Origin of the sequence: Pseudoalteromonas sp. 10-33 (genome assembly GCF_001469195.1) — a bacterium.
Classification (GTDB): Bacteria; Pseudomonadota; Gammaproteobacteria; order Enterobacterales; family Alteromonadaceae; genus Pseudoalteromonas.
Genome location: NZ_LOFI01000019.1, coordinates 1 through 15,146, shown reverse-complemented (window position 1 = coordinate 15,146; position 15,146 = coordinate 1). Strand labels below are relative to the sequence as shown.

Annotated in this window: 13 protein-coding genes and 3 rRNA genes; 9 read left to right on the top strand and 7 right to left on the bottom strand. The window is 40.7% G+C overall.

Translation table 11 applies throughout. The annotated features are described in order from the left end of the window. The 4 genes from ATS76_RS10835 to rph form a co-directional block, all read right to left on the bottom strand. Positions 1-489 (bottom strand): 16S ribosomal RNA (locus ATS76_RS10835); the annotation flags it as partial. Between the two features lie 546 nt (positions 490-1,035). Beyond that, the gene (locus ATS76_RS10830) at positions 1,036-1,422 is read right to left on the bottom strand and encodes a diacylglycerol kinase (RefSeq protein WP_058552159.1); all 387 of its coding nucleotides are present in this window, start codon (positions 1,420-1,422) and stop codon (positions 1,036-1,038) included. Between the two features lie 54 nt (positions 1,423-1,476). Then, positions 1,477-2,121 (bottom strand): orotate phosphoribosyltransferase, encoded by a 645-nt coding sequence (pyrE, locus tag ATS76_RS10825; protein WP_058405257.1) that lies wholly within the window; start codon positions 2,119-2,121, stop codon positions 1,477-1,479. 19 nt (positions 2,122-2,140) lie between these two features. Beyond that, positions 2,141-2,854: a ribonuclease PH gene (gene rph, locus ATS76_RS10820; protein WP_058552158.1), complete on the bottom strand. Its 714-nt coding sequence runs from the start codon at positions 2,852-2,854 to the stop codon at positions 2,141-2,143. Between the two features lie 179 nt (positions 2,855-3,033). Between rph and ATS76_RS10815 the strand changes: the two genes are divergently transcribed. The 6 genes from ATS76_RS10815 to ATS76_RS10790 all read left to right on the top strand — a co-directional run bounded on the left by ATS76_RS10815 (position 3,034) and on the right by ATS76_RS10790 (position 9,435). After that, positions 3,034-3,894, top strand: a complete 861-nt coding sequence (locus ATS76_RS10815; RefSeq protein ID WP_058552157.1) for a YicC/YloC family endoribonuclease — start codon at positions 3,034-3,036, stop codon at positions 3,892-3,894. Between the two features lie 118 nt (positions 3,895-4,012). Then, a complete protein-coding gene (gene gmk / locus ATS76_RS10810; RefSeq protein ID WP_058405254.1) occupies positions 4,013-4,633 on the top strand; it encodes a guanylate kinase in 621 nt (206 codons plus the stop codon). A gap of 123 nt (positions 4,634-4,756) precedes the next feature. Next, positions 4,757-5,032 (top strand): DNA-directed RNA polymerase subunit omega, encoded by a 276-nt coding sequence (gene rpoZ / locus ATS76_RS10805; protein ID WP_058552156.1) that lies wholly within the window; start codon positions 4,757-4,759, stop codon positions 5,030-5,032. A 128-nt stretch (positions 5,033-5,160) separates the two neighbouring features. Continuing rightward, on the top strand, positions 5,161-7,266 hold the full coding sequence (spoT, locus tag ATS76_RS10800; RefSeq protein WP_058405253.1) for a bifunctional GTP diphosphokinase/guanosine-3',5'-bis pyrophosphate 3'-pyrophosphohydrolase: 2,106 nt from the start codon (positions 5,161-5,163) through the stop codon (positions 7,264-7,266). A 12-nt stretch (positions 7,267-7,278) separates the two neighbouring features. Then, on the top strand, positions 7,279-7,671 hold the full coding sequence (locus ATS76_RS10795; protein ID WP_058552155.1) for a RidA family protein: 393 nt from the start codon (positions 7,279-7,281) through the stop codon (positions 7,669-7,671). A gap of 156 nt (positions 7,672-7,827) precedes the next feature. Further along, complete coding sequence (locus ATS76_RS10790; protein WP_058552154.1) at positions 7,828-9,435, top strand: DUF342 domain-containing protein; 1,608 nt, start codon at positions 7,828-7,830, stop codon at positions 9,433-9,435. 36 nt (positions 9,436-9,471) lie between these two features. On the opposite strand, the gene asnA is transcribed toward ATS76_RS10790, so the two are convergent. Further along, positions 9,472-10,467: an aspartate--ammonia ligase gene (asnA, locus tag ATS76_RS10785; RefSeq protein WP_058552153.1), complete on the bottom strand. Its 996-nt coding sequence runs from the start codon at positions 10,465-10,467 to the stop codon at positions 9,472-9,474. Between the two features lie 197 nt (positions 10,468-10,664). On the opposite strand from asnA, the gene asnC reads away from it, so the two are divergent. The 3 genes from asnC to recG are packed head-to-tail and all read left to right on the top strand — an operon-like array spanning position 10,665 to position 13,992. Next, complete coding sequence (gene asnC / locus ATS76_RS10780; protein ID WP_058405249.1) at positions 10,665-11,123, top strand: transcriptional regulator AsnC; 459 nt, start codon at positions 10,665-10,667, stop codon at positions 11,121-11,123. Positions 11,124-11,163: 40 nt separating this feature from the next. Then, positions 11,164-11,850, top strand: a complete 687-nt coding sequence (gene trmH / locus ATS76_RS10775; protein WP_058552152.1) for a tRNA (guanosine(18)-2'-O)-methyltransferase TrmH — start codon at positions 11,164-11,166, stop codon at positions 11,848-11,850. Positions 11,851-11,910: 60 nt separating this feature from the next. Continuing rightward, positions 11,911-13,992, top strand: coding sequence for an ATP-dependent DNA helicase RecG (gene recG, locus ATS76_RS10770; protein WP_058552151.1), 2,082 nt, complete (start codon positions 11,911-11,913; stop codon positions 13,990-13,992). Between the two features lie 361 nt (positions 13,993-14,353). On the opposite strand, the gene rrf is transcribed toward recG, so the two are convergent. Both rrf and ATS76_RS10760 read right to left on the bottom strand, forming a co-directional pair. After that, a 5S ribosomal RNA gene (gene rrf, locus ATS76_RS10765) occupies positions 14,354-14,468 on the bottom strand. 150 nt (positions 14,469-14,618) lie between these two features. Further along, positions 14,619-15,146 (bottom strand): 23S ribosomal RNA (locus tag ATS76_RS10760); the annotation flags it as partial.

Below are 15,146 nucleotides of genomic sequence, written 5' to 3'. Positions count from 1 at the left end.
TCTGTCAGTAACGTCACAGATGTGAGGTATTAACTCACACCCTTTCCTCCTGACTGAAAGTGCTTTACAACCCGAAGGCCTTCTTCACACACGCGGCATGGCTGCATCAGGCTTGCGCCCATTGTGCAATATTCCCCACTGCTGCCTCCCGTAGGAGTCTGGACCGTGTCTCAGTTCCAGTGTGGCTGATCATCCTCTCAAACCAGCTAGGGATCGTTGCCTTGGTGAGCCATTACCTCACCAACTAGCTAATCCCACTTGGGCCAATCTAAAGGCGAGAGCCGAAGCCCCCTTTGGTCCGTAGACATTATGCGGTATTAGCAGTCGTTTCCAACTGTTGTCCCCCACCTCAAGGCATGTTCCCAAGCATTACTCACCCGTCCGCCGCTCGTCAGCAAAGGTGCAAGCACCTCTCTGTTACCGCTCGACTTGCATGTGTTAGGCCTGCCGCCAGCGTTCAATCTGAGCCATGATCAAACTCTTCAATTAAAAAGTTTTATGTCTTTCGACAGCTCAATGAATTCTGAATTTATTTAATATCTTTCGATATTGAATTGACTGTGCTGAATAACTACCTAAGTAATTATTCTGTTGGTCACTCAGTTTCAATTGAGACTCTAATTTGTTTGCCTCACTACCGAAGCAGCTTGGCTGTTAGAACTCAATCTGTACGAGTGCCCACACAGATGATTGCTTTATATTGTTAAAGAACGTTTGAGTTGCCTTAGCGACTCAAGGGAAGCGAATCTTACGCTTTCCTGTGTTTTTGTCAACACTTAATTTTAAACTTTATAAAAATATAAACCTAAGTTTTACTCGACTCACTGAGTGGTTTGCTTGCCTCGCTAAGCGTTGCCTGCTCTGCCGTCTCAGTGGGGTCGCATTATAGGGAGATCCAAAAACAGATCAACCCTTTTTTGAAGAAAACGTGAAAAAACATGTTGTTCGATGAGTATTTGAACTAAACACACTAAAAAAACAACATTACTTTCATTTTATTAACATGCATGATCAATTTTTCATTGATGCAGTAGGCTAGGATCCTATGATCTTCATATACAAACTCACTCCCCACAAGATCACAAGGATCATCAGTGAGAGCGTAACAGCAGCAGAACCCATATCTTTTGCCCTGCCTGATAAAACATGTAGCTCTGTGCTAACACGATCAGTGAGAGCTTCAATGGCTGAGTTTAATAGTTCAACAATTAATACCACCAATAGTGAGCACATAAGAATTGCCCAATGAAGTAATGAAGATGCCAGCAGAAATGAAAAAGGAAAAAGAATAATACAGATCAGTAACTCTTGTCTGAATGCAGCTTCTTCTTTAAACGCTGCTTTAAAGCCAAGATAAGAACAGTAAGTGGCTTTAAAAACACGTTTGAATCCTAAACCATTAGGTTTTAATACATCTTTCATTGATAAGCTCTTTAATATGGTCAAAAGAAAGCCCCGCAATGCGAGGCTTTATGTTTAGGCTACGCCGTATTGATCGCGATACGCTTTAACTGTTGCTAAGTGCTCACTCATTGTTCCTTGGTTTTCAAGGTAGCTAATAAGATCAGCAAGTTTAACAATAGAGATTACCTGCGTATTAAAGTCACGTTCGACCTCTTGAATAGCAGAAAGCTCAGCTTTACCTTTTTCTTGACGATCTAAAGCTATTAATACGCCACTTAGGTCAGCACCGTTATTTGCAATAATTTCCATTGACTCACGAATAGCAGTACCGGCAGTAATCACGTCGTCAACTAACATAATTTTGCCATTAAGTTCAGACCCTACTAATGTACCGCCTTCACCATGCGCTTTCTTCTCTTTTCGGTTAAAGCAATAAGGTACATCTTTGTTGTAATGATCAGCCAACGCAACCGCTGTAGTTGTAGCAATTGGAATACCTTTATAAGCTGGACCAAATAGAACGTCGTATTCTATTGCGGCATCTTCTAAAGCCGCAGCATAAAAGCGCCCCAAGCGCGCTAAATCACGACCAGTATTAAAAAGCCCTGCATTAAAAAAGTAAGGACTAGTTCGTCCTGACTTTAAAGTAAACTCACCAAATTTTAATACCTGCTTTTCTAGCGCAAATTCAATAAATTCTTTTTGGTAATCTTTCATATGTTTGCCGCCTGCCTATCTATGCTAATGCTTGCTTTTGAACGTCGATGATCTCACGAATAGAGTGCTTCGCTAATGTAAGTAACTCATCAAGTTCATCAAACGAAAACGGTTCGCCCTCAGCAGTCCCCTGAACTTCAATAATTTTACCCGTTTCAGTTAAAATTACATTCATATCGGTTTCAGCAGCTGAGTCTTCAATGTATTCTAAATCACTTATAGCTTGGCCTTTATAAATGCCAACTGAAATAGCAGCGATCATATGTTTGAGTGGGTTTGAATTAATCATTCCTTTTGCGCGCATATGCGTTAGTGCATCAACAAGTGCAACACAGGCACCACTTATTGATGCTGTGCGTGTTCCGCCGTCGGCCTGAATAACGTCACAGTCAATAGTAATCGTGTTTTCGCCAAGCGCTTTTAAATCAACTGCAGCACGAAGTGCGCGTGCAATCAAACGTTGAATTTCCATTGTGCGGCCGCTTTGCTTGCCACGAGACGCTTCACGAGCATTTCGTGTGTGTGTTGACCTTGGAAGCATACCGTACTCAGCATTTATCCATCCCTTACCTTGGCCTTTCATGAAACGCGGAACGCCCGATTCAACCGTAGCTGTACAAAGTACTTTGGTATTACCAAATTCAACAAGTACAGACCCTTCTGCATGCAAAGTATAATTGCGTGTAAATGATACAGGTCTAATTTGGTTTGATGTTCTTTGGCTTGGACGCATTGACGATCCCCTTAATTCATAATTTGCCACATTATAAGTGTATGTGAGTACAGATACCATGCTGATTTAACAAATACCTGGTTGCAAAACATTCAGCTACTTAAATTTTCCCTAGAGGTTGGAGAGTGTTTCGGTATAATAAAAATTAATTATGTATTATAAAACTTAGGAAACCATCCATGATCCACAGTATGACAGCTTATGCGCGTCGCGAGATAAAAGGCGACTGGGGCACTGGCACTTGGGAAGTTCGATCAGTTAACCAACGTTACCTTGAAACCTTTATTCGCGCACCAGAGCAATTTCGTGGGATGGAGCCTGTTATTCGTGAACGCTTACGTAAACACTTACAGCGCGGTAAAGTAGAAGTATTTTTAAAGTTTGTTGCAAATCCAGCTCATGTTGGTGAGTTATCAATCAATCAAGCACTGGCTGAACAACTTATAAATAGTGCTAAATGGGTTCAACAGCAAAGTAATGGTGATATAAACCCAGTTGATATTTTGCGCTGGCCTGGCGTAATGGAAGCCGAAGAACTGGATATGGACAGCGTAAACACAGCTCTGATTGCAGGGCTAGATGAAGTAATTGAGGACTTTAAATCAGCACGGGGTGATGAGGGCGCAAATTTAGAAGAAATGATAGCAACTCGCCTTGATGCCATCTTAGAGCAAGTGAACACTGTAGAAACTCACATGCCAGAAATTACTAAATGGCAACGTGAGAAGCTCGAACAAAAATTAGAAGATTTAACGACAAATATTGACGAGTCTCGTCTTGAGCAAGAACTAATTTATCTAGCACAAAAACAAGACGTAGCTGAAGAACTAGACCGCTTAAAGTCTCATGTTAAAGAAACTAAAAAAATTCTTAAAAAAGGCGGCGCATGTGGTCGACGTCTAGACTTTATGATGCAAGAGTTTAACCGCGAAGCAAATACTCTCGCCTCTAAGTCTATTAATAGCGATATTACAAATGCCGCTGTTGAGCTTAAAGTTTTGATCGAGCAAATGCGTGAGCAAATTCAAAATATAGAATAATCCATAATGTGCATTTAGCTCACTTGAGCACAATTAGCTAAATAAAGTACAATAAGGTAGTTAAAGGCTTGAGTTATGTTTGTAACTCAAGCCTGTTTATTTTTAGATAGAGAAAAAGATGGCTCAAACTCGCGGAAACTTATTTATTTTATCGGCACCATCAGGTGCAGGTAAGTCTAGCTTAATTAATGCGTTACTCAAAAAACATACGGATATGAAAGTATCGGTATCGCATACTACTCGCTCACCTCGTCCAGGAGAGGAGAATAGTGTCCACTATCACTTTGTGACCACCGATGAGTTTAAAGCTCTGATTGAGAAAAATGACTTTTTTGAATGGGCACAAGTTTTCGATAACTATTACGGTACATCAAAACAAGCCATTGAGTCGCAACTTAATGCAGGCATAGATGTATTTTTAGACATAGACTGGCAAGGTGCGCAGCAAGTTCGTAAAATTATGCCAAGTGTACAAACTATTTTTATTCTACCGCCTTCTAAAGCAGAACTTGAACAACGCTTAAATAACCGTGGTCAAGACTCTGCAGAGATTATTGCATCTCGTATGGCCAAAGCACAATCTGAAACATCTCACTTTAACGAGTACGATTTTGTTATTGTCAATGATGATTTTGATACTGCTCTGAATGATATAGAAACGATTGTTATGGCACAGCGTTTAACATTAAGTGTTCAAGAAGTACGTAACAAAAAATTGCTAAATGACCTTTTAAAGTAAATTAAGGTTATTAAACTTACTCATATCAGTAAAACTGATAAAAATTGACCACTACCTATTGGCGAAAGTCCCTGCGTGCAGTAAACTACGCCTTTGCTTTTAAATTATTTTTGGAGTGCTGAGATGGCTCGCGTAACAGTTGAAGATGCAGTAGATGCAGTTGGTAATCGTTTTGACTTAATTTTAGTTGCGGCTCGTCGTGCCCGCCAAATTGCTGTTGGTGGTAAAACTCCACTAGTAGACCCAGAGAACGATAAACCGACCGTTGTTGCTTTACGTGAAATTGAATTAAACCTTGTTGATAGTGCATCAATGGATTTAATTGATCGCGAAGAACAACAACATCAAGAAGCAGCTGAACTTGCTGCTGTTGCTGCTATTGTTGGTGGCAACCAATAATCGACCTCCCGGTCTGATTTAGCCAACGGCACAGTATTTCTACTATAGCCGTTGGCAATCCTCTCTTTTCATCGTATATTCTTAACTTAACGTTACCTAATTTGCTTCACTAGAACATTGGAGTGTGAATGTATCTTTTTGAAGGTCTAAAAAAGAAAATTTCTGAATACTTACCTGCTGCTGAAGTAGAGCTGGTACAAAAATCTTACGTTGTAGCACGAGAGGCCCATGAAGGACAAACTCGCTCGAGCGGCGAGCCTTACATTACTCATCCTGTTGAAGTAACTCAAATTTTAGCTGGAATGCACCTTGACCATGAAACACTCATGGCAGCATTAATGCACGATGTAATTGAAGACACCGACTTTAGCCAGCAAGATTTGGCTGAGATTTTTGGTGAAACCGTTGCCGAGCTTGTTGAAGGTGTAAGTAAGCTTGATAAACTTAGCTTTAAAGATAAAAAAGAGTTTCAGGCTGAAAACTATCGTAAAATGATCATGGCAATGACCCAAGATATTCGGGTTATTTTAATCAAACTTGCCGATAGAACGCATAATATGCGTACCCTTGGCGCTCTTCGTCCTGATAAACGTCGCCGTATCGCTCGTGAAACACTTGAAATATACGCACCAATTGCAAACCGTTTGGGTATTCACGATATAAAAAATGAACTTGAAGACTTAGGTTTTCAAGCATTATACCCTATGCGCCATCGCGCACTTAAGTCAGAAGTGGCTAAAGCGCGAGGAAATCGCAAAGAAGTTATTTCCAACATTCAAACCGAAGTAGAAGCTCGCCTAGAAGAGTCTGGTATTGTTGCTACGGTATCTGGACGCGAAAAACACCTTTATAGCATTTATAAAAAAATGTTAAATAAGGAGTTACTATTTAACGAAGTAATGGATATTTATGCCTTTAGGATTGCCGTTGATTCAATGGATACGTGTTATCGCGTGTTAGGCGTTGCGCACAATTTATATAAACCTATTGAAACTCGCTTTAAAGATTATATTGCAGTACCTAAAACAAATGGTTACCAATCGTTACATACATCGCTTGTTGGCCCTCATGGTATTCCTGTAGAAATACAAATTCGAACCCATGATATGGATCATATGGCCGACAAAGGAGTTGCAGCACATTGGATGTATAAAAAAGCAGGTGATGGTGCAGGAAATACGTCTCAGCAACGTGCTCGTCAATGGATGCAAAGTTTGCTTGAACTTCAACAAAGTGCGGGCTCGTCGTTTGAATTTATTGAAAACGTTAAAACAGAATTATTCCCTGAAGAAATCTACGTATTTACCCCAGATGGCCGAATTGTTGAACTACCCATGGGTGCCACTGCGGTCGATTTTGCCTATGCAGTACATACCGATGTAGGTAATACCTGTGTAGGTGCGCGTGTTAATCGAAAACCTTATCCGCTAAGTAAACCGTTAGATACTGGCCAAACCATTGAAGTGATCACCAGCTCAGGCGCTCACCCTAATGCAACCTGGCTTAACTTTATAGTAACGGGCAAAGCACGTTTAGGTATTCGTAATTACCTTAAGAGCCAACACCATGAAGAAGCTATGTTACTTGGACGGCGTTTGCTCGACTCTGCATTAGGCGAAAATAAGTTAGATAGTATTCCTGATGAAAACATTGCACGCGTTCTTGAAGAGCATCAGCTCTCAACCTTGCTCGAATTGCTTGTAGAAATTGGCGCTGGAAACTTAATGAGCGTACTTATTGCCAAGCGTTTATTACAAAATGATTCTGACGATTTAACCGATATAACTAAACAAGCCAAAGCGACCATTATTGGCACAGAAGGTATGTTGGTCAATTACTCTAAATGCTGTCGTCCTGTACCTGGTGATGCAATTACTGCACATATAAGCCAAGGCAAAGGATTAACCGTTCATCGCCAAGAATGTAAAAACATTCGTGGCTGGGAAAGTGAGCGATCTAAATACTTGGTCGTAAAATGGGATGATAACCCTGAAAAAGAATACATAGCAGCCCTAAGAGTAGAGATTATTAATCATCAAGGTGCGCTGGCTAAGTTAACCAATGTGGTTGCTACAACTCAAGCTAACATTGTTGAAATAGCGACCGACGAAAAAGAAAGTAATTTATATGTAATAGACCTTGGAGTCACCGTTAAAAACCGTGTCCATGTTGCCAACATTATGCGTAAAATTCGTGTGATGCCTGATGTGCAAAAAGTCTATCGTAAAAAATAATATAGGAAAAACATGAACAAAGCATTTATATCTACCGAAAAAGCACCGGCAGCAATAGGTACTTACAGCCAAGCAGTTAAAGTAGGCACTGCAGTATACTTGTCTGGTCAAATCCCATTAATCCCTGAGACTATGGAAGTTATATCAGAAGACTTTAGTGAGCAAACACATCAAGTATTTAAAAATATCACAGCAGTATGTGAAGAAGCCGGTGGTAAAATTCAAGACTTAGTTAAAGTAAATATTTATTTAACCGATTTATCTAACTTTGCTGTAGTTAACGAGGTGATGAGCCAGTACTTTAAGCAGCCATACCCTGCACGTGCAGCAGTTGGTGTACGCGCTTTACCAAAAGGTGTACAAGTTGAGATTGACGGAATAATGGAACTGCCTTCAACTAACTAATATTTTCCTGAGCTATAGACCCACTCTATAGCTCACACCTGTCCTCTTTTTGTACTATATTGTTATTCTTACTATCTTGACTCCGCCCTAAATTTCTATCACTCTGTAACTATGTCATTAATTTACTATAACTTTAGTGGTTAAAAAGGATTAGCTGTGTTTAAGCTTGCTCATAATGGGAATGTTTTACTCGATGTCAGTAAACACCCGCCTCCAAGTGCTACATTTGTTATTGAAGCGATAGAAATGTCTAAATTTTGCGACTGTAAAATTGATTACGACGCAATTAATGCATTCTTTAAAGATAAAAGTACTGAGCCAGTACTTGTCGTCGCGACCAAACACAATGCAAAGTTAGAGGTAGTCATCAGTGACGATAAAATGATGGCTACTGGCGAGCTTACCGTCGCGCAAGGCGGTGATTTACTCAGCCTAGATGATGCAAAAAAACAGCTAGTCAAAGCGGGTATAGTTCGTGGTTATAAGCAAGCATACTTAGAACAACTATTACAAAAGCAATTTACAGCTAAAGCAGGTGAGGTGGTACAAGGTATTTTAGCGCAAGGCCGCCTGCCCAGCGATGGCTTGGCAACTAAACTCGTTACTAAAGTAAGAACTTTAAAAGACCATTTAAAAACCCCAAAGCTCAAAGAAGATGGCAGCGTTGATATGCGTGACTTTGGTAAGATGGCAAGTGTTGAGCCTGGCGCAGTTCTAATACGACAACAACCTGCAACACCAGGAAAAGAAGGCTTTACTGTTCTTGGCGATATACTACCGGCAAAACCAGGGGACAATAAACAACTTGTTGCCGGTGAAGGTACCGAGATTTCTAAACTTAACCCTCTGGAGTTGGTATCAACCATTTCAGGTGTGCCTATTGAAATTACTAACGGAATGCGTGTAGACGATATTTTTACTATTCCCGATGTAAACGTTAAAAGCGGCCATATTGACTTTGAAGGCAGTGTAATTGTTACCCGTAATATTGACCCTGGTATGAAAGTAACCGCCAAAGGTGATATTACAATATTTGGTACCGTTGAATCTGGTGAGTTAACGGCCGGCGGCAATATTACTGTTAAGCAAGGCGTTATTGGGCATCAAAAGTCTGACGATAAATCGCTTTCGTGTAAACTTATATGTGAAGGTGACATTCATGTATCCCACTCTCAATATTGCTATATAGAAGCCGCAAATATTTTTATCGAACGACAAACTAGCCACTGTATTATGAAGGCACGCCATGCACTAAAGGTAGGCCAACCAGATTTACCTAAAGGTAAGATATTTGGTGGTGAAATTTTAGATGCTACAACGCTTATTGCTGGTGAAATAGGAAACGAATCAGGTGCTAAAATGGTTATTAATTTAGCACGTTCCGGCGCCGATATTACAGCCGAAACTGACGAATGCTTTAAAGAGCTTGCTAAAACAGAGCAGCAATTAGACTCTTTACAACCAGCACTAGAAAAAGCAGATTTGCTTAAAGATCCAGAGAAAAAAAATGAGTTAATTAGTAAAATTGGCGCAACTCAACTACACCTTTGCCAACAAGCAGAACATTATGAAAGGCAGCTTTCATCACTAGAAAATAATCTTCACGAACTACTTACTAAAGCAAATTTGGTTGTTAATACTGTTTTGCATTCAGGGGTAGAAATACATATCTTTGATAAGGCGTTAAAAACAACACGCAACTACCCACCTTGCACAATAAAACTGATGAATAATAAAGTAGAAGTTGAGTTTAAAACATCGTGAACCTGAGTGCTCATCAGAGCACTCTTATATCTTTCATTAGAGTAGACCCTCAACGCTTGCATGTGTTTGTGTTGACCATACTCCAACTTGAACTTGTCCAATATGTTCCTTTTGCAGCAATAACATAGCCAAACGTGATTGCCCAATACCGCCACCAATAGTTTGTGGGAACTGCCTTTTTAATAATGCCTCATGCCACTCTAATTGCAGGCGCTCGTTATCACCTGTAATATTTAGCTGAGTTTTAAGTACTTCAGGGCTTACGCGAATACCCATAGAGGATATCTCAAAAGAGTCTTCTAATATTGGGTTCCATACTAAAATATCACCATTGAGCCCTATGTCGTGTTCGCTTGTTGGCGTAGACCAATCATCATAATCTGGCGCTCTTACATCGTGAATTTGACCATCGCCTAATTGACCGCCAATGCCAATTAAAAATACAGCGCCGTATTTTTTCGCAATTGCTTTTTCACGACTTTTAGCAGTAAGATCAGGGTACATTTTACGTAGCTCTTCACTATGCACAAATTGAATATCGCGTGGTAAAAAAGGGCTAAGCGAAAAGTGTTCGCTAACAAATTGTTCTGTTTCTTTAATGCCTTCATAAATCGATGCAACTGTGTGCTTAAGGGTCGCTAAAGAACGCTCTGTTGATTCACAAATTACTTTTTCCCAATCCCATTGATCCACATAAACCGAGTGAATAGGACTTAGCGACTCTTCATCTGGGCGCAGCGCCTTCATTTGAGTATAAAGCCCTTCACCTAAACTAAACCCATACTTACCCAGCGTTTTACGTTTCCATTTTGCTAGCGAATGAACAACTTCATATTGGCTATCGGTAATCGCTTTTACATTCACTGCCACAGCATTTTCATGACCGCTTAAATCATCTTGTGTGCCATCACCTAACTTTGCAAGAATAGGTGCCTGAACTTCGACTAGCCCTAACTGTTTTTCTAGTTGCCGTGAAAAAAATTGCTTAACGCTACTTATTTGCAACTGCTGCTGCACATAGTGTGAACTCATAATAATTGGCCTCATTCCCAGTTATTGTTACCTAGTTTATTTTTAATAACACACCTAAAGCGCGCCACTAATGAGGATACTGTAACGATTTAAACTTTTAATTCAATAACCAATAATAAAAATAGCTTTAATACATAAAATAATTTAATTTACACCCCAACAAAATGAAGATTCACGAATTTAAATAAGTAAACACCATGGAAAATTATCAAATCGATAATCTCGATAAACAGATACTTCACGCTTTAATGGAAAATGCCCGTATTGCTTATGCAGAATTAGCTAAACGTTTTGGCGTAAGTGCAGGCACCATTCACGTGCGTGTAGAAAAATTAAAACAAGCAGGAATTATCACCGGTACCCAATTAAGTATAAATACAAAGCAACTTGGCTATGACGTATGTTGCTTTATTGGTATTAATTTAAATAATGCACGCGACTACCCTGAAACACTTATTAAACTCGAAGCACTTGAAGAAGTTGTTGAAGCCTATTACACCACCGGTAATTACAGTATTTTTATTAAAGTAATGGCTAAATCAATTGACCACTTACAGGATGTATTAATAAATAAAATTCAAGCGATAGAAGCCATTCAGTCCACCGAGACGCTTATTTCGTTACAGAACCCAATTAGCCGTACAGTGATGCCTTAATACATAAAATTTCGTATAATTAACAAAAAAGAGGATCACCATGCAGCATAATCGCTATCAACGAATTAAAGACGTCTTATCGCGTCGCCAAACCGACTTAACCGTATGTTTAGAAGACGTACATAAACACCATAACCTATCGGCTATTGTAAGAAGCGCCGATGCAGTAGGTTGCCATCATGTGCATGCTGTATGGCCTGAAAACCAAAAATGGCTGACTAATAATACATCTGGTGGAAGTAAAAATTGGCTAGAAACACACCTGCATAAAAATATTGATGATGCAGCTGCAATGATGCGACAGCACAACCCAGATGTACAAATACTAGCAACTCATTTGAGTGAAGATGCTGTTGATTTTAGAGAAATAGATTACACAAAACCCACAGCAATTATTGTTGGGCAAGAAAAAACAGGGATCTCTGCACAAGCTCTTAAGCATGCAGATCAAAACATAATTATTCCTATGCAAGGTATGGTGCAGTCTCTGAATGTTTCTGTGGCTGCAGCACTCATTTTATTTGAAGCACAACATCAACGCGAAAAGGCAGGGTTATATAGCCGTAACATGTTGAGCGAAGATATAAAACACCCTATGTATTTTGAAGGCTACCACCCGATTATAGCCAAGCAATGCCGTATAAAAAAACTCCCCTATCCGCCACTTGATGAGGAGGGTGAAATAGTTGCTGATGATGAATTTTGGCATGCTTTAAAACATGCTTGATGCTTAGCAAGCCTGTGAGTACACTTAACTCATTCACAAATAAAAAGATTTGAGCCTACATTGTCTAAACCTAGCTTAAGCCAATACCCCATTACAGAACTTAAAGGGGTAGGACCCAAAATGGCCGAGCGCCTTTTAAAGCTAGGTATCAAAAGCGTGCAAGATATGCTCTTTCACTTACCACTTAGGTACGAAGATAGAACCCGTATTTATTCTATCAACGAACTATCATTACATAGCCACGTCAGCATTGAAGCCACAATAGAAACAAGCCAAATCACATTTGGTAAAAGACGGATGCTAGTTGTACAAGTAAACGACGGGACTGCTAGGCTCACACTTCGGTTTTTTAATTTCAGTGCAGCTCAGAAAAATGCATTAAGCCCTGGCAAAATAATACGCTGCTTCGGCGAAGTTCGCCGCGGGCGAGTTGGCTTTGAAATGAGTCATCCAGAATACAGTTTAAGTGACACACCTAATGAGCAGCCAACAGCTTCAACATTAACGCCGGTGTACCCAACAACAGATGGTTTAAAGCAATTATTAATTAGGGCGCTAAGTGAACAAGCTATAGATCTGCTAAATAAATACTCTGTTGAAGAACTGTTACCCGTGCAATGGCAACCTTCTCAACTTGCACTAGCTGATGCCTTACTGTTGCTTCACCGCCCACCTAGTAATACCGACATTATTGAACTAGAGCAAGGAATACACCCTGCTCAGCAGCGTTTAGTATTTGAGGAATTACTCGCACAAAATCTAAGCCTATTAAAAGTAAGAGAGCAAGGTCAACAGGTACAAGCGGCATCTCTTAGCCCAACGAATAAATTAGAGCCTCAATTTTTATCACAACTACCTTTTGCCCCAACAAACGCACAAAATCGTGTCGTATCAGAAATAAAATCTGACCTACAACACCATTACCCTATGATGCGTTTAGTTCAAGGCGATGTAGGCTCGGGTAAAACCTTAGTTGCCGCACTAAGTGCATTAACTGCAATAGCTCAAGGATTTCAAGTCGCCTTGATGGCTCCCACTGAAATACTGGCAGAACAACATGGCATTAGTTTTACCTCATGGTTTGAGCCATTGGGGATAGATGTAGCATGGCTTGGTGGCAAAACAAAAGGTAAAGAGCGCTTAGAAACACTAGAAAAGATAGCCTCTGGCAAAGCACAAATGATTGTGGGTACACATGCGTTATTTCAAGATGAAGTGAAGTTTAACAACCTAGTACTCATAATTATTGATGAACAACACCGATTCGGTGTTCAACAACGTTTAACACTAAGAGAGAAGGGCCAGTTTAATGGCTGTTACCCACATCAACTCGTAATGACTGCAACTCCAATTCCGCGCACTCTAGCGATGACAGCTTATGCCGACTTAGAAGTATCTATTATTGATGAGTTACCACCAGGGCGTACACCTATCACAACAGTAGCACTTCCAGACACACGCCGTGACGATATTATTGCTCGCGTTAAATTAGCTTGCCAAGAACAAGGCCGCCAAGTTTATTGGGTCTGTACACTGATTGATGAATCAGAAGCACTACAATGCCAAGCTGCTGAAGATAGTGCCCTACAACTGAAAGATGCCCTGCCAAGTTTAAATATTGGCTTAGTGCATGGGCGAATGAAGCCCGCTGAAAAACAAGCTATTATGAATAGTTTCAAAAAGGGCTTGATACATGTCTTAGTGGCAACAACAGTAATTGAAGTAGGTGTAGACGTGCCTAATGCAAGCCTAATTATTATTGAAAACCCAGAACGCTTAGGTTTAGCACAATTACACCAGTTACGCGGGCGTGTAGGGCGAGGTAGTATTGCCTCTCATTGTGTACTTTTATACCACGCACCATTATCGCATACCGCTCAAAAGCGCTTAGGTGTTCTCAGAGATAGTAACGATGGCTTTGTTATAGCCGAGCGTGATTTAGAAATACGCGGCCCAGGTGAAGTACTTGGAACTAAGCAAACAGGATTAGCAGAATTTAAGATTGCTGATTTAACCCGGGATAAACAAACTCTGAATCAAGTAAGACCCATTGCACAACAGATGTTAAATCAGTACCCACAGCATATAGAGCCACTCATTCAACGCTGGTTGGGCAATAAGTCAAACTATGCACAAGCATAACCTCACTATATATTCATTAGTAGAAGCTCATCTTCTAGCTTTAACACTTTGCTACTAATGGGTATACGCTTGTTACCTTTTGTCTCAAAGGTAAAAAATAACCGCCTTTGATGAATAGCACCTTCTTGTGTTTGAAGTCGGTGCGCTACGCCGCAGAATGTTGTGACTCTTCACCGCGGTGAAGAGTCACAGCGAAATGTTGCACTACCATCGCTCAATGCATTCGATAGCCAAAACACTGTTCACAAAGAGGCGCTTCGCATAGGAGACGCTGCGCTTTAGAGAAAGAAATGCTTAACTTTACTTTCCTATAGACGTAAAAAAGCCCGACTCTTTCGAATCGGGCTTTCTTGTATTTGAAGCCTGGTAATGTCCTACTTTCACATAGCAAATGCTACACTATCATCGGCGCTGTTTCGTTTCACTACTGAGTTCGGCATGGAGTCAGGTGGGTCCAAAACGCTATTGTCACCAAGCAAATTTGGTTGTTAATCCGTATTCCTACGTACTAACTGAATTTGGAAAATATCTGATAATATTTTTTAAGTCTTTCTAAGTAATATCTACTTTAGTTATATTAACTTCTTCGCTTGTTCAACTATCACACAAAACGCGTTTGGCGTTGTATGGTTAAGCCTCACGGGTAATTAGTACAAGTTAGCTTAATGGCTCACACCACTTCCACATCTTGCCTATCAACGTTGTAGTCTTCAACGGCCCTTCAGAGACTTTAAAAGTCTAGTGAGAACTCATCTCGAGGCCTGCTTCGCGCTTAGATGCTTTCAGCGCTTATCAGTTCCGAACGTAGCTACCGGGCAATGCCATTGGCATGACAACCCGAACACCAGCGGTTCGTTCACTCCGGTCCTCTCGTACTAGGAGCAACCCCTCTCAATTCTCAAACGCCCACGGCAGATAGGGACCGAACTGTCTCACGACGTTCTAAACCCAGCTCGCGTACCACTTTAAATGGCGAACAGCCATACCCTTGGGACCGACTTCAGCCCCAGGATGTGATGAGCCGACATCGAGGTGCCAAACACCGCCGTCGATATGAACTCTTGGGCGGTATCAGCCTGTTATCCCCGGAGTACCTTTTATCCGTTGAGCGATGGCCCTTCCATTCAGAACCACCGGATCACTATGACCTACTT

Coding starts and splice junctions, on each gene's coding strand:
- asnC (WP_058405249.1), top strand. CDS start 10,665: ATGGAAAATTATCAAATCGATAATCTCGATAAACAGATACTTCACGCT.
- asnA (WP_058552153.1), bottom strand. CDS start 10,467: ATGAGTTCACACTATGTGCAGCAGCAGTTGCAAATAAGTAGCGTTAAG.
- trmH (WP_058552152.1), top strand. CDS start 11,164: ATGCAGCATAATCGCTATCAACGAATTAAAGACGTCTTATCGCGTCGC.
- ATS76_RS10830 (WP_058552159.1), bottom strand. CDS start 1,422: ATGAAAGATGTATTAAAACCTAATGGTTTAGGATTCAAACGTGTTTTT.
- rpoZ (WP_058552156.1), top strand. CDS start 4,757: ATGGCTCGCGTAACAGTTGAAGATGCAGTAGATGCAGTTGGTAATCGT.
- ATS76_RS10815 (WP_058552157.1), top strand. CDS start 3,034: ATGATCCACAGTATGACAGCTTATGCGCGTCGCGAGATAAAAGGCGAC.
- ATS76_RS10795 (WP_058552155.1), top strand. CDS start 7,279: ATGAACAAAGCATTTATATCTACCGAAAAAGCACCGGCAGCAATAGGT.
- rph (WP_058552158.1), bottom strand. CDS start 2,854: ATGCGTCCAAGCCAAAGAACATCAAACCAAATTAGACCTGTATCATTT.
- pyrE (WP_058405257.1), bottom strand. CDS start 2,121: ATGAAAGATTACCAAAAAGAATTTATTGAATTTGCGCTAGAAAAGCAG.
- gmk (WP_058405254.1), top strand. CDS start 4,013: ATGGCTCAAACTCGCGGAAACTTATTTATTTTATCGGCACCATCAGGT.
- spoT (WP_058405253.1), top strand. CDS start 5,161: ATGTATCTTTTTGAAGGTCTAAAAAAGAAAATTTCTGAATACTTACCT.